This is a genomic window from Herbaspirillum sp. GCM10030257 (assembly GCF_042666555.1).
In the GTDB taxonomy this organism is placed as follows: domain Bacteria; phylum Pseudomonadota; class Gammaproteobacteria; order Burkholderiales; family Burkholderiaceae_D; genus Noviherbaspirillum.
The window spans coordinates 165,192-179,950 of the sequence record NZ_JBHTDH010000005.1 but is presented as its reverse complement, the minus strand read 5'-3'; the positions used below and the strand labels follow the sequence as shown (position 1 = coordinate 179,950).

The 14,759-nt window shown below is 59.0% G+C and carries 11 protein-coding genes; 6 read left to right on the top strand and 5 right to left on the bottom strand.

Annotated elements, in window-relative coordinates:
- Positions 1-65: 65 nt before the first annotated feature.
- Both cphA (ACFQUU_RS09745) and cphA (ACFQUU_RS09740) read right to left on the bottom strand, forming a co-directional pair.
- Positions 66-2,633 carry a cyanophycin synthetase gene (gene cphA / locus ACFQUU_RS09745; protein WP_382246187.1) on the bottom strand — a complete coding sequence of 856 codons (2,568 nt, stop codon included), beginning with the start codon at positions 2,631-2,633 and terminating at the stop codon, positions 66-68.
- A 140-nt stretch (positions 2,634-2,773) separates the two neighbouring features.
- Positions 2,774-4,939, bottom strand: a complete 2,166-nt coding sequence (cphA, locus tag ACFQUU_RS09740) for a cyanophycin synthetase (protein WP_382246184.1) — start codon at positions 4,937-4,939, stop codon at positions 2,774-2,776.
- A gap of 312 nt (positions 4,940-5,251) precedes the next feature.
- Here cphA (ACFQUU_RS09740) and ACFQUU_RS09735 point away from each other — a divergent pair, with 312 nt between their 5' ends.
- Positions 5,252-7,531: an ABC transporter ATP-binding protein gene (locus tag ACFQUU_RS09735; protein WP_382246181.1), complete on the top strand. Its 2,280-nt coding sequence runs from the start codon at positions 5,252-5,254 to the stop codon at positions 7,529-7,531.
- Entirely contained in the window at positions 7,528-7,989 is a 462-nt protein-coding gene (locus ACFQUU_RS09730) for a DUF1854 domain-containing protein (protein WP_382246178.1), read from the top strand. The genes ACFQUU_RS09735 and ACFQUU_RS09730 overlap by 4 nt, the downstream gene beginning before the upstream one ends.
- A 55-nt stretch (positions 7,990-8,044) precedes the next feature.
- Here ACFQUU_RS09730 and ACFQUU_RS09725 read toward each other — a convergent pair whose 3' ends face one another.
- Positions 8,045-8,497, bottom strand: coding sequence for a universal stress protein (locus ACFQUU_RS09725; RefSeq protein WP_382246175.1), 453 nt, complete (start codon positions 8,495-8,497; stop codon positions 8,045-8,047).
- A 183-nt stretch (positions 8,498-8,680) separates the two neighbouring features.
- Positions 8,681-9,256: a glutathione peroxidase gene (locus ACFQUU_RS09720; RefSeq protein ID WP_382246172.1), complete on the bottom strand. Its 576-nt coding sequence runs from the start codon at positions 9,254-9,256 to the stop codon at positions 8,681-8,683.
- A 193-nt stretch (positions 9,257-9,449) separates the two neighbouring features.
- On the opposite strand from ACFQUU_RS09720, the gene ACFQUU_RS09715 reads away from it, so the two are divergent.
- Entirely contained in the window at positions 9,450-9,860 is a 411-nt protein-coding gene (locus tag ACFQUU_RS09715) for an ANTAR domain-containing response regulator (protein WP_382246169.1), read from the top strand.
- Between the two features lie 338 nt (positions 9,861-10,198).
- Positions 10,199-11,023, top strand: coding sequence for a Crp/Fnr family transcriptional regulator (locus ACFQUU_RS09710; protein ID WP_382246710.1), 825 nt, complete (start codon positions 10,199-10,201; stop codon positions 11,021-11,023).
- 165 nt (positions 11,024-11,188) lie between these two features.
- Here the strand turns inward: ACFQUU_RS09710 and ACFQUU_RS09705 are convergent, their stop codons facing one another.
- Positions 11,189-12,214: a LysR family transcriptional regulator gene (locus tag ACFQUU_RS09705; protein WP_382246166.1), complete on the bottom strand. Its 1,026-nt coding sequence runs from the start codon at positions 12,212-12,214 to the stop codon at positions 11,189-11,191.
- A gap of 198 nt (positions 12,215-12,412) precedes the next feature.
- Between ACFQUU_RS09705 and ACFQUU_RS09700 the strand changes: the two genes are divergently transcribed.
- Together ACFQUU_RS09700 and ACFQUU_RS09695 are read left to right on the top strand one after the other, a co-directional pair.
- Positions 12,413-13,312: an alpha/beta hydrolase gene (locus ACFQUU_RS09700; RefSeq protein ID WP_382246163.1), complete on the top strand. Its 900-nt coding sequence runs from the start codon at positions 12,413-12,415 to the stop codon at positions 13,310-13,312.
- Positions 13,313-13,392: 80 nt separating this feature from the next.
- Positions 13,393-14,646 carry an efflux RND transporter periplasmic adaptor subunit gene (locus ACFQUU_RS09695; RefSeq protein ID WP_382246160.1) on the top strand — a complete coding sequence of 418 codons (1,254 nt, stop codon included), beginning with the start codon at positions 13,393-13,395 and terminating at the stop codon, positions 14,644-14,646.
- The last annotated feature ends 113 nt before the right edge of the window (positions 14,647-14,759 follow it).

Sequence of the window (14,759 nt, the reverse complement as noted above, 5' to 3'; positions counted from 1 at the left end):
CATCGCAACAGCACTGAATTTCCATATTTAGCTCACAAAACCTGCGTATCAAATTACGTGACAACTTATGCAGTAGCACGTTTCCCGATATAGGCAAGCGCTTCGTCCACCTGGTCAATCAGGATCAGGCAAAGATCACCTTCCGACAGGCTTTCCAGTGCGGTGTCGATGGCAACGAATTCGCCACGGATTTCCCGCACTTCCTTGGCACGCTTGGCATTGACCAGTCCGTCACGCAGCAGCTTGATCACCTCGCCATCTTCCCGTCCGCGCTGGCACTGGTCTTCGTACAGCACCACGCTGTCGAAGGCGTCACCGAGGATTTCCGTCTGGCGACGGATATCAATGTCACGCCGGTCGCCGGCACCACTGATGACGACCGAACGCTTCTTGGCCGGCATGGTATCGATGGCATTGACCAGCGCCTGGATCGCATCCGGGTTATGGCCATAGTCAGCGATCAGCGTCGCGCCTTTGTAGGAAAACAGATTGAAGCGTCCCGGCGCACTCTGCGCATCGCTGACAAAGGACTTGAGGCCGGCCTCGATGACCTTCCAGTCGATGCCAAGTCCCCATGCTGCACCGATCGCCGCCATCGCGTTCTCGACCTGAAAGCCGATGGTGCCATTGGCGGTCAGCGGAATTTCGCTCAGTGCAATCTTGTGGACGCGCTTGCCTTCGGCGGCAACGATCGCATTATTTTCGACGAACAGGACACGGCGCCCCTGCGCCCGATGCGCGGTCATCACCGGGTGATGCACATCCTTGGCAAAGTAAGTGATCGATCCCGGACATACCGCCGCCATGTTGGCCACCATCGGATCGGCCGCGTTCAACACCGCAGTGCCGGTGGGGGCGACGTTTTGCACGATGACGCGCTTGACGACGGCGAGGTCTTCGACCGTCGTAATGAAGTTGAGACCGAGGTGGTCGCCTTCGCCAATATTCGTGACGACCGCGACATTGCAGCGGTCGAAACCGAGGCCTTCGCGCAGCACGCCGCCGCGGGCTGTTTCAAACACCGCGGCATCGACGTCGGGATGCATCAGCACGTTGCGCGCACTGCGCGGTCCGCTGCAGTCGCCGGTGTCGATGCGCTGGCCGCTGATATAGACGCCATCGGTACCGGTCATGCCGACGCGATAGCGGTTGGTGGTGAGGATATGCGCGGTCAGTTTGACGGTTGTGGTCTTGCCGTTGGTGCCGGCCACGGCCACCACCGGAATGCGGCCATCGTCACCTTCCTTGAACATCGTGGAAATGATGGCTTCACCGACTGGCCGGCCTTTGCCGAACGACGGTTGCAGATGCATGCGCAGTCCGGGCGCCGCATTGACTTCGACGATGCCGCCGCCCTGCTCTTCGAGCGGCTTAAGCACGCTTTCGCACACGACATCGACGCCGCAAATGTCGAGACCGACCATTTGCGCCGCTTCGACCGCACGCGCCGCCATTTCGGGATGCACGTCCTCGGTTACGTCGGTAGCAGTGCCGCCGGTACTGAGGTTGGCGTTATTGCGCAACACCACCAGCTCGCCCTTGGGCGGTACGCTTTCAGTGGTATACCCCTGCTTGGACAGTGTTGCACGGGCGATATCGTCGAGGCGGATCTTGGTCAGCGAGGTCGCATGACCGTCACCACGACGCGGGTCCTTGTTCACTTCGTCGATCAGCTGGCCGATGGTGTGCTTGCCGTCGCCGATTACCTGCGGCGGTGCGCGGCGAGCCGCTGCAACCAGCTGGTCGCCGACTACCAGCAACCGGTAATCGTGGCCGGTAATGTAACGCTCGACGATGACATCGGTGCTGATGCCATAGGCAACGTTGAACGCGGCGATCACTTCTTCGCGAGTACGAATATTGACGGCGACGCCTTTGCCCTGATTGCCGTCACGTGGCTTGAGCACGACCGGGCCGTCGATTTCGCAGGCGGCTTTCCACGCGTCTTCGGCGTCGGTTACCGAGCGACCATGCGGCACCGGTACGCCGGCGGCATTGAGCAGCATCTTGGTCAATTCCTTGTCCTGCGCAATCGACTCCGCAATCGCGCTGGTGCGGCTGGTCTCGGCGGCCTGGATACGGCGCTGGTGGCTTCCCCAGCCAAACTGGACCATGCTGCCTTCGGTCAGGCGGCGATAAGGGATGCCGCGTGCAACCGCAGCCTGCACAATGGCACCGGTGCTCGGGCCTAGACGGATGTCTTCGTCCAGCTCACGCAAGCGCGCCAGTGCGCCTTCGAGATCGAACGGAGTATCGTCCAGTGCGCTGCGGCACAGCGCTTCTGCCAGTTCGAGCGCGAGGCGGCCGACGGCTTCTTCGGTGTATTCAAATATCACCTGGTAGATGCCAGGCTCCACGGTCTGCACCGCACGGCTGAAGGTAACCGGACATCCGGCCTGTGCCTGCAGGCCGAGTGCGGCGGCTTCAAGCGCATGCGCGAGCGAACACGGATGCAGTGGACTGGCCGGTTCGAGAAACTTGATTTCAGGGAAGCGTGCGCGCAGTTTCGGCTCAAACTTCGGCAGGTTGGCGATGTCGCGCTCAATTTCTTCGCACGACACGATCGCTTCGATCGAAGTATGCCGACTCCACAGGTTGGGCCCGCGCAGTGCGCGGATACGCGAAATTTCCATCAGTATTTCCTTGGTTGCCAGCCGGAGCTCGCTGATTTGCGTGCATCCGGCCTGGCTGTTTTTGCATGATCATGGTTGGCCCCGAGGGGCGTCATACCCTCACCGACAGTTCGGCAAGGTTACGGCACATGGCATGTTGCTCAAGCACCGTAATCAAAGGTTTCCGCTGCAGCGAGAATCACATCCGATGCGATACCCAGTGCCCATCCGGCGGCTACCGCTGCCAGCACGTTTTCGACGACATAGGCACGCTTGTCCAGATTGGAAATGCCGATCGCGGACATCTTTACCAGTAAGGTTTCATGTGCGCCGTTGGCGAGAATCACCTGGCCATCGCGCAGATAGACGGCACGGCCGCCTTGCGCACGATGCTGCGCGACCACATCGTTGTCCGGTGAGACGCTGAAGAAAATCACGTCGCCGTCGCATAGCTCGGCCATGCGCGCGACCCGCTCGTCGGCGCCGTTGAGGACCGCGACGCCATCGGGCAGCACGATATCGACCTGGGTACGCGCAACATTGAACACCTGGTCGGCGTCATCGATATACAGGTCAGGCAAGCTGGCGTCGGCATCGATGTTGGTAACGACACCGACCTGGCAACGGTCATAGGCAATGCCTTCGGTGAGGATCGAGCGGAAGCCGTGTTCAATCACCGCAGCTTCGACCGCACGGTTCATCAGTACCCGATGTGCGGCCTGCCAGTTGGCGCAATCGTTCTTGTCCATCCGGCGCTGACCGAGGAACAGGCCGTCGCTGCAAGCCACCGCCGCATTCGGACCGTGCAGTTGCAGCATGCGCCCGATCAGGCGCGTGACCATGGTTTTGCCACGGCTTCCGGTGACGCCCACCAGCGGGATGCGACCGTTCACCTGTTCCGGGAACAGGTGGTCGACAATCGCCTGACCGACCGGGCGCGGCTTGCCGCTCGCGGGTTTCAAGTGCATCAGCAGGCCAGGGCCGGCATTGACTTCGACGATGGCGCCGCCCTGCTCTTCGAGTGGCCGGGAAATATCCTGGGCGACCAGGTCGACACCGGCAATATCGAGGCCAACGATGCGGGCAGCCAGCGATGCGGCAGCAGCGACCTGCGGGTGCACTTCGTCGGTGATGTCGAAGGCGACGTTGCCATGGCGCTGGATCAGTACGGTCTTGCCGGCTTCCGGCACGGAATCGGGTCCGAGACCCTGGCGCTCCAGCACCAGCAGCACGGTCGGCTCTTCCTCGTAGGTAATGACGTTGAGCGGAAACTCTTCGCTTTCGCCGCGACGCGGGTCGGTGTTGAGTTGGGAATTGATGAGCTCGGTCACGTTGGATACGCCATCACCGGTGACAGTGGCGATTTCGCCTTTGGCGGCGGCGACCAGCTTGCCACCGACGATGAGCAGGCGGTGCTCGTCGCCGCGAATGAAGCGCTCGACGATAACCCCGCTGCCTTCCTTGTCGGCCAGATGGAACGCCGCGATCACGTCGTCGCGGGTATTGAGGTCGGTTGAAACGCCGCGACCATGATTGCCGTCGGAGGGTTTGACGACGACCGGAATGCCGATGTCTTCGGCAGCGTCCCAGGCGTCGTCCGGGCTGCTGACCAGACGACCTTCAGGAATCGGCACGCCACAGGACGACAGCAGGCTCTTGGTGAGATCCTTGTCGCTGGAAATGCTTTCCGCGATGGCGCTGGTCTGATCGGTTTCAGCAGTCCAGATGCGGCGGGAGCGATGCCCGTAGCCAAGTTGCACCAGGTTACCGTCGTTCAGGCGCAAGGCGGGAATACGGCGTTCGCCGGCGGTATCGACGATGCTGGCGGTGCTGGGGCCGAGCGCGACCGACTCCGCCAGTTCGCTCAGGTTCTTGACGGTACCGCTGACATCGTAAGGCTTGTCCTCGATGGCTGCCATGACGAGGTCACGGGCGGCGACCAGGGCGGCACGGCTGACCTCTTCGTAGCGGGCGCGCACGGCGACCTTGTAGACGCCGCGCTTCGAGGTTTCGCGCGCCTTGCCAAACCCGGTCTGGACGCCGGCCAGGTTTTGCAATTCGATCATCACGTGTTCCATGATGTGCGCCGGCCAAGTGCCGTCACGCAGGCGCAGCAGGAAACCGCCACGCTCGCCAATACCGCAGCGGTGCTCGATCAGGCCCGGCAGCCATGCGGTCAGGCGCTCATAGAAACCGGGGATGGTGTTGGAGGGAGAATCTTCGAGATCGCCGATATCGACCCACGCCTCGATAACGGGACGATACGTCCATATGCTGGGTCCGCGCAGAGACATCACATTGATGATCTCAATGGTTTTTTTGTTCATTTAATACGTGAGGCTAAAGGGTAAAGGCCGTTTTTTATGGTGAATTCGATAATTTTTGTACTGTCTCTTTTACGGCCGGTGCGTGAATAACGCTTTTCGCAGTCGTTAGTTTACTGAAACCACGAAAAAATTATCGCTTGGGATCACATCCTGCGAAACAACATTATCGCCTCTCGGTATACTTGGCGCCACATTAGTGCGACATTGATGCCGCATTGGCACCATTCCCGAGCGCAATTTTATGCAATCTGCACCGGTAAATTTACATACTGCAAACAAAAACTTCTTCCTGTTTGCCCTTTCAGAGCTTGAATGAACACAGAATCCCTTCCGGTGCTGCCCGTCCGCAGCGCCGTTCCGGCCAGTTGGCAGCACGATACGGATAGCCAGCTACAGCCCGGCGAAACCGCGGTGGCCAGCGTTGAACTCGACCTTGACCCGCAATTGCGTTTTTCATCCGGCATTGTCGTGGTCACCAACCGTCGCCTGCTTGCCAGGGCAACACGCGAAAGCGCGTGGCAGGAATGGCCATTTCGTCAACACCTGGCACTAGCGCATCATGACCATGCCGGTGTCGGCACGCTGGAATTGCACGACGATCAGCAACGACTGGCATGCTGGCGCTATACGTTGGGACACAATCCCGATGCGCTGCGAGTGATCAGCCAGTTCGAGCAGCAACGCGATGCGCAAGTCAGCGGCGTTGTATTGCTAGAGCCTGAGCAGGCGATGTGCGCCAGCTGCAAGGCACCGATTCCCGCAGACCAGGAAGACTGTCCTGTCTGCACGCGCGAAATTCATACGCCACCTTCAACTTGGACACTGTTTCGGCTCTGGCGTTTCGCCAAACCCTATAAGGGCCAGCTGCTGCTGGGCTTCCTGCTGACCTTGGCTTCCACAGCCGCAACACTGGTGCCGCCTTACCTGTCGATGCCACTGATGGATAATGTGCTGATCCCTTATCAGAACGGCAAGTCCATCGATACGGGCCTAGTGACGCTCTATCTGTCCGGCCTGTTCGGCGCAGCGCTGTTTGCGTGGATCCTTGGCTGGGCACGGACCTATATTCTGGCGCTGGTCAGCGAACGCATTGGGGCGGACCTGCGTACCTCGACCTATGAACACCTGATGCGCCTGTCGCTGGAGTATTTCGGCGGACGACGCACCGGTGACCTGATGGCGCGCATCGGATCGGAAACCGACCGCATCTGTGTATTCCTGTCGCTGCACCTGCTCGATTTCGCCACCGATGTGCTGATGATCACGATGACTGCGATCATCCTGGTATCGATCAACCCTTGGCTGGCCCTGGTCACGCTGTTGCCGCTGCCCTTCATCGCATGGATGATCCATGTGGTGCGCGACAAGCTGCGGCATGGCTTTGAAAAAATCGACCGGGTCTGGGGCGAGGTCACCAATGTATTGGCCGATACCATTCCCGGCATTCGTGTGGTGAAGGCATTTGCCCAGGAAAAACGCGAAGCCGCGCGTTTCCGTGAAGCCAACAAACACAACCTCGTCATCAACGACCGCGTCAACAAGGTGTGGTCGCTGTTCTCGCCGACTGTGACCTTTCTAACCGAGATCGGCTTGCTGATCGTCTGGGCGGTCGGCATCTGGCAAGTGTCGCAGGGCTTGATCACAGTCGGTGTGCTGACCGCCTTCCTCGCTTATATAGGCCGCTTCTATACCCGTCTCGATTCGATGAGCCGTATCGTCTCGGTTACGCAGAAAGCGGCAGCCGGCGCCAAGCGCATTTTTGACATCCTTGATCACGTGTCAAGTGTGCCGGAAGCAACCAACCCGGTTCACCTGCAGCGCATTGAAGGCCGCATCGACATCAAGGATATCGGTTTCCGTTACGGCAACCGGGCGGTGCTGCGTGGCGTCGACCTGTCGATCAAGCCGGGCGAAATGATCGGTCTGGTCGGCCACAGCGGCTCGGGCAAAAGCACGCTGGTCAATCTGATCTGCCGCTTCTACGACGTGTCGGAAGGCGCGATCATGGTCGACGGTGTCGATATCCGCTCGCTGCCGGTGGCCGAGTATCGTCGCCATATCGGCCTGGTGTTGCAGGAACCTTTCCTGTTCTTTGGCACCATCGCCGACAACATCGCCTACGGCAAGCCAAATGCGACGCGCGCCGAAATCATGGCGGCGGCACGTGCGGCGAATGCGCATGAGTTCATCCTGCGCCTGCCGCATGGCTATGACTCCATGGTCGGTGAGCGGGGCCAGACCTTATCCGGCGGCGAACGCCAGCGGATTTCCATTGCCCGCGCGCTGCTGATCGATCCGCAATTGCTGATCCTTGATGAGGCGACTTCGTCGGTCGACACCACGACCGAAAAAGAGATCCAGAAGGCGCTGGACAACCTGGTGCGTGGCCGCACCACGATTGCGATCGCACACCGGCTGTCGACGCTGCGCCAGGCGGATCGCCTGGTGGTGCTGGACAAGGGACAGATCGTCGAAGTCGGCAAGCATGAAGAACTGCTGGCGCGCGGCGGCGCCTACTTCAGGCTCTACCAGGCGCAGCAGCGTCAGGCTGAAAATAATGCGGTTGCCGCGTTGAGCGAGGACATTGCATGAGCAACTTTACTTTGAGCCGCAATGCCTTCGGCAAGCTGGTATTCACCTCACCGGAAGGCGTGCATGAAGGCGTGGTACCAGTGCGGGCCTTCCCGATCGGCGCGCCGGATGAGGGCATTGCGCTGGTCGATATCGATGGCCATGAACTGGCATGGATCGATCGGCTGGCGGATCTGCCGGGACCGGTGCGGGAATTGCTGGAAGAAGAGTTGAAGAGTCGCGAATTCCTGCCTGTGATCAAGCGCATCCGCGACGTGTCCACCTTTGCCGTGCCGAGCACCTGGGAAGTGGAGACGGATCGCGGCGTCGCGCGTTTTGTGTTGAAAGGCGAAGAGGATATCCGCCGCGTCGCCGAATCGACCTTGCTGATCGCCGACAGCCACGGCGTGCAATACCTGCTGCGCAACACCGAGGCACTCGACAAGGCGAGCAAAAAACTCCTCGACCGCTTTCTCTAAGCGATCAGTGATCATCTGCGGCGGGCAACCACCTGCCGCATGATGGCCGCAAGTCTTAGCCTTGCCTCGATTCGCCGGCGACCAGCACGCTGCAGCGGACCTTATCCACCAGCACCGCATCCATCGAGCCGCGCCACCAGCGCATTGCAAACGGTTTGTGTCGCGAATGCCCGACGATGACCAGTTCGATGCCGGAGCGGTTGACCAGATCGCTGATTACGGTGATTGGTTCGCCGACCTCCAGATGCGGCGTCACACTCAATCCTGCCTCGGCCAGCAACTTCCGTCCCGACTCCAGCACCTGCGCCATTGCATCGCGCTCGGCCAGTTCCTCGTCCATGGTGGGCACTGCGGCGACGAACTCGCCCGCCAGAACGATCGGCACCGGCGTCACGACAGCAAGCAGATGGATTTGCGCGGCAGGGCCGGGCGACAGACGAATGCATTCCTGCAGTGCGAGCCGGCTCTCCGGCGTGCCGTTATAGGCGACCAGTATTCTTTGATACATGCTTGCCCCTTGTTGTGTGTTGTGCGATAAAAATTTATTGCCGTCCCTGTTCTCATCATACAGCGCATGATAGTTCTGGCAATTCGTTTTTTATCAACTTCCGGGGCATGACCAGTCCATTGCGATTTAACGGATACCGGCCAGCGCAGCTGTCACCGGTGTTGGCCGGCGAACTTCCAACGCTCACATTTTTTGCGCGAGCGCCTTTTCGATATCAGCAGTGAGTTGGCGGTCGGTCGGTGTCACACGGCTGGAATAGCTGCCGACCACCTTTCCGCTGCGGTCGATCAGGTATTTATAAAAATTCCACTTCGGCGTCGTACCGGTGGTTTTCGCCAGTTGCGCATGCAAGGGGTTGGCCTCCTTGCCAGTGACCGAAGTCTTGGAAAACATCGGGAACTTGACGCCATAGGTGTTGTAGCAAAAATCTGCGATCTGCTTGCTGTCGCCCGGCTCCTGGCCGCCAAAGTCATTGGAGGGAAACCCGAGGACCGTCAGTCCCTTGGGCTGGTATTTGGCGTAAAGCTTTTCCAGTCCCTCATATTGGCTGGTGAAGCCACAGTAGCTGGCGGTGTTGACCACAAGCACGACCTGGCCAGCGTATTTGCAGAGGTTTTGTGGCGCCTCGTCCTGAAGGCGATTGAAGGTCTGGTTGAGGATGCTCGGGCACGAAGCAGGGTCCACGGAAGATCCGGTTTGCGCGAACACCGGCGTGGCAGCGCCAAGCAATAGCAGGGGCAAAATCAATTTCTTGAACATGACGGCATCCTCGGGTGTTTGAACATAGGCGGATCAGTTCATTCTATGCCAAAAAGGCAAGAGTCGAATCCACATCAATGCTTTCCATCGTGACGTGCGATCGCCCTGCGCCCGACAGCAATCAAGGCGCAACGGCCATACGATACTCCTTATAATGTGCATTGCCGCCCAGCTACGATAAGGAATCCGAGCGATGCTGAAAGTAGTCGTCATCGATGCCAATGCCATTTCCCGCAACCTGCTTACCAGCGTGCTGGTCAATGGAGGACATAACGTCGTGGGAGGTTCCAATACCAGTTCGGCAGGACTGGCGAACATGATCAAGTTGCAGCCGCAACTGGTTTGCATCGATATTGACACACCGGATGATGAAGGCTTCGCCAGGCTTGATACGCTGCGCAATGGATTGCCGAAAGCGCTCATCTTTCTCGTCTCCGGAAAGATGGAGCCGTCGTTCCTGCAGCGTGCGGTCGAATGGGGTGTGCATGGCTTCATCGTCAAGCCGTTTAATGCGGTGACAGTTCTCGCCGGCATTCGAAATGCGATTATCAAGGTTGCGAAGCAGCATAAGCAACCGAATACGTCTGGCAACGATAATGCCTGAAAACAACAGGGAGTAACAAAGCGTAACTGCGAACCACAGAGCTGCGTTTTCTCAAAATGTCCTTTTAAATCAACTCCAAACCGTCGCTTTCATCGACGCGCTTTCCCGTCCCTTTTCCTCTCTTTATTCCATGCGGTAACAATGTGTTAACGGCCGTGTAGGAATAATCCGACTACCGCAGTCCGAGTGCCGACATTGCTAATCATCCTCTCGCTGATTTCCAGCAGTCAGTTGAATGGACATAATCTCAACCACTGATTGCCGCGTCGCAAAGTGTTTTTGTGACGAAGAACAACCACCAACTATTTCAAAAAGGTATAGCAATGTTGACCTCGCATATGACCGATCTACGTTCCAATACCGTTTCCCTGGCAACTCCGTCTCCGTCGGGCGCTTCCTGGCAGCGTCAGGCCAAACTGTGGTCCAGCCTGAAAGAAGTCTGTGACCTGCTGCGCATCTCGGTGCGCCTGAGCAACGATGATTTCCAGTTCCAGCATATGCAGTTCAAGGCGGGCCAGCGCATCCACACGATCGGCCAACCTTTCGACATGCTGTACATCGTGAATTCGGGCTTCCTGAAGACCGTGATGATTGACGAACTCGGCAACGAGCAAGTGCTGGGCTTCCCGATGAAGGGCGACATGTTCGGCATCGATGGCATCCACCGCAAACAGTATTCGACCGAAACTGTTGCCCTGACCAACTGCGACGTGATCCTGGTTCCGTTCAAGACATTCTCGACACTGGGCCGTACCCATGCCGAACTCGAAGCCGCAATCTACGGCGTAATGAGCCGTGAACTGGTGCGTGAACAGGCGATGGTCGGCACACTCGGTTCGCTGAGCGCCGAAGCACGCGTCGCCCGCTTCCTGGTATTCCTGTCCGAGCGCTTTGCCGAAATGGGCTACTCCGGCAGCCAGTTCAACCTGCGCATGACACGCCAGGAAATCGGCAACTACCTTGGCCTGACACTGGAAACCGTCAGCCGTACCTTCTCGGCGTTCAACGCCATCGGCCTGATCTCGGTGGACCAGCGCGCCATCGTGATCCATGACCTGCAGTCGCTGCGCACCCTGCGCCGCCTGCCGCCGTCGCGGCTGCGCAACAAGGCAGAAGGTGCAAAGAAACGTGCCGCCGCCGGCACACAAATGGCTGCGGCTTAATACCAATCCCGGCCCATAACGCAACATGAAATCGCGTCTTTTTCCGCCTGGCTGCGTTGCAATCGTCGTCAATAGCAAGGCTATTGACTTCTCATGCGCCTTGCCAGTCAAAAAAATCCATCGATTTCATCTGTTACGCTACGGGTCGGGATTGGTATAAGCCAGCTACAAACTGTCCGCGAGCGGTTGCATCTCCAGCGATATGGGGAGAGGCACCGCTCCGGCAGGTGCCGGCAAGGCTTTTGCCTTGATCGTGCCAAGCATCGCCGGGCAACGTTTACCGTCGCCACGCAAGGCGTCATGGGCGGAAAACAGCTCTGCAATCCATTCCACGAATACCCTGACCTTGGCAGATAAATGCCGGTTCTGCGGATAAACGACGTGCACGGGAACCGGATCGACGCACCAGTCTTCCAGGACCATTTCCATCTGTCCTGACAGCAGCATCGGCTGCGCAGCGAACAGCGACATCTGCGCTATTCCCATCCCCGACAGGCTTGCCGCGATATATGCATCGGCATCATTGACCGCGACACGACCCGGCACGCGGATCTGGAAGCGCTCGCCTTCACGTGCAAAATCCCACTCGTAAATCTTGCCGGTCTTCGATGAAAAATAATTGATGCAGCGATGCTGCAGCAAATCGTTCGGATGTTGCGGACGGCCGTGGCGCGCGAGATAGCCCGGTGCTGCGACGGTGATGAAATGCATGACGCCCACGCGGCGTGCGATCAGGTTCGAATCGGCCAGCTCTCCCCCGCGCACCGCGCAATCGATCCCCTCTTCAACCAGCTCGACCAGGCGGTCACTGCAGCCGATTTCCAGTTCGATGTCGGGATAGCGCTCAAAGAATTGCGGCAGAGCAGGAATGATGATGCCGCGTCCCATGCCGGTCGGCACATCGACACGTAATCGTCCGCTCGGACTTGCCCTTGTCCGCGACAGGGATTCTTCAGCATCTTTCACATCGGCCAGTATGCTCAGGCAGCGTTCATAGTAGGCCGCGCCATCCGCGGTTACGCTGACATGGCGGGTTGTGCGGTTGAGCAGCTTGACCGCAAGTTCCGACTCCAGATTACGGATCAGGGTCGATACGGTGGCTTTTGGTAACTGCATGTTCTCGGCGGCGCGAGTGAACCCACCGGCATCGACAACCTGTACAAACACTTCCATTGCCTGCAGTTTATCCATGGGGGATCTCCCTCAAATGGTCGGAAACGGGAAGCCGTCGGATCGACGAGCGCGCCCCGCATAGTTGTTTTCATGATGATGACGAATCATCGCCCCGGTTTGTGACAGGAGGATGACTTTTATTGTTCAGAATTACGAACAGTCAATTCAGATCATAGCTCTTTATCCGGATTGCAGAACAAAGCTATAGTCCGGCCCATGGACAGCAAAAGCTGCAATGCAGAGGACGCCATGGTACAGGAACAGCGCGAAGACGATATGCCGGACAGTCTGAAACGGGAAATCGCCGACGTCAAGATGCGAGCGCAAGCCATCAAAGGCGAACACCGCGAACTCGATGCGCGGCTATACACGCCCGCCGGCAAGCCGGCGGAAGGCATGATCATCTATTTTCCGGGCGGTGGCTTCGTCAAGGACGAGCTGGAAATGTCGGACATTTTCGTGCGTGTGCTGGCCGCGCGTAGCGGTTATATCGTGCTGGCATCAAGCTATACGCTGGCCAGTGAAAAGCCCTTCCCGTCTGCCGCGGAAGACGCGCATGCGGTACTCGCCTGGGCCGGCCGCTTCAGCAAACGCAAGGGCTGGAAGCAAGCACGCCTGATCGTGGCCGGACTCGAAGCCGGCGGCAACCTGGCCGCGGTGGCAACGCTGATGGCACGGGACCGCGGTGGTCCCGCACTGGCAGCACAGATACTGATGATGCCGATGCTGGACCCCGGCCTCAGCAGCTGCTCGATGCGCACGGTTGCTGCAGCCAATGGCGGCATGGGAGCGGCCTATGCCTGCGCCCAGTCCTACCGCGGATATCTGCCGCATGCCATCGACCGCGCACATCCGTATGCATCGCCGCTGCAGTCAAGCCGTACCAAGGGTTTGCCGCCGGCATTGATTCTGTCGGCCGATGACGATCCATTGCGCGATGAAGCCGAACAATATGGCGCGAAGCTGCTGGCATCCGGGGTCGCTACGACGATGCGTCGCTTGCCACCGATCGCGCTGGACGTACCGGACGCGCGATGTTGCTGTGCCCGCCAGGGAAATGTGCTGGATGAAATCACCGCGTTTATCGCTGGCTTGAACGCACAACAAAACACTTGACCTTCCCGTTACGGGAGGGTTGACACTGCTCATCGCTTCACAGGCTTTTTACAAGTTTACAGATTCAAAGGAATAAGAACATGAAACAGAATCTCCATTTTTCCTCACTGCTTCGCTTGCGCCGTCTGCCCGGCTTGCTCGCGCTCGGCGCTGCAGCCGCTTTTACCTTGTCCGGTTGTGGACAGCCGGCAGCACAGGAAGCACCCCAAGCGGCCGGCGGCCCGCCGATTTCAGCTGCTGAAGTGGTCGAAAAAGCCGTGATCGAAACGCAGGAATTTTCTGGTCGCCTGGAAGCCGTAGACCGCGTCGAAATCCGTCCGCGCGTCGCGGGCTTCATTTCTTCCATCAATTTCAAGCCGGGCGCAGAAGTAAAGAAGGGCGACGTCTTGTTCGTGATCGATCCGCGTCCCTACCAGGCCGAGGCCAGCCGCGCTGAAGCCGCCGCGCATGCGGCGCGTGCGAAAGCCGACCTGGCAAAACTGGAACTGGCGCGCGCCGAGAAACTGGTCGCCGACAAGGCAATCGCACAGCGTGAAGCCGATGAAAAAGCATCCAGCGTGAAAGAACTGGAGGCCAATGCCCGTGCCGCCCAGGCTGCATATGATGCGGCCAGGCTGAACCTGGAATTTACCCGTGTGCACTCACCGATCAACGGCCGCGTCAGCAAGGCGGAAGTCACTGCCGGCAATCTGGTGGATGGCAGCGTGGTCCTGACCTCTGTCGTGTCGAACAATCCGATCTACGCCAGCTTCGACGGCGATGAAGATACCTTCCTGCGCGTCGGCGCACAGTCACGCAGCGGCAAGCCTGTGACGGTGCGTATTGGACTCGCCAACGAAACAGGCTTCCCGCATGAAGGCACGCTGGAGTTCGTCGACAATCGCGTCGATCCGGCGACGGGCAGTGTGCGTATGCGCGCCACCTTCAAGAACGCCGACAACGCACTGGCGCCAGGTTTGTTTGCCCGCGTACAGCTGGCAAGCGGCAACGGGGGCGCGGCAAATACCAAGGCTGCGCTGATTTCGGATCGTGCAGTCGGCACCGACCAGAACCGCAAGTTCGTGTATGTCGTGAATGCGGAAGGCAAGGCGGAATATCGCCCGGTTACGCTAGGCCCGGTCATCGATGGCCTGCGCGTTGTACGTGATGGCGTAAAGCCCGGCGAAAAAGTGGTGGTCAATGGCCTGCAGCGGGTTCGTCCCGGCGCACCGGTCACCGCGCAGACGGTTCCGATGGAAGCTGCCGTGACCAATTCGGACAAGCGTGCCAAGGGTGAACAGAAGGGCGAGCAAAAGGCCGCGCAGAAAGACGACACCGTGCCAGTGAAATCCTGACCGTCCGTCACTCGTCCACATAGTCAAACCGCAAGATTTATATCCCCGGCTGCCCGTCATGCAGATGACGGCAAGCTGGATGGCCTGCGGCATCCCGATGATTCGATTATTCC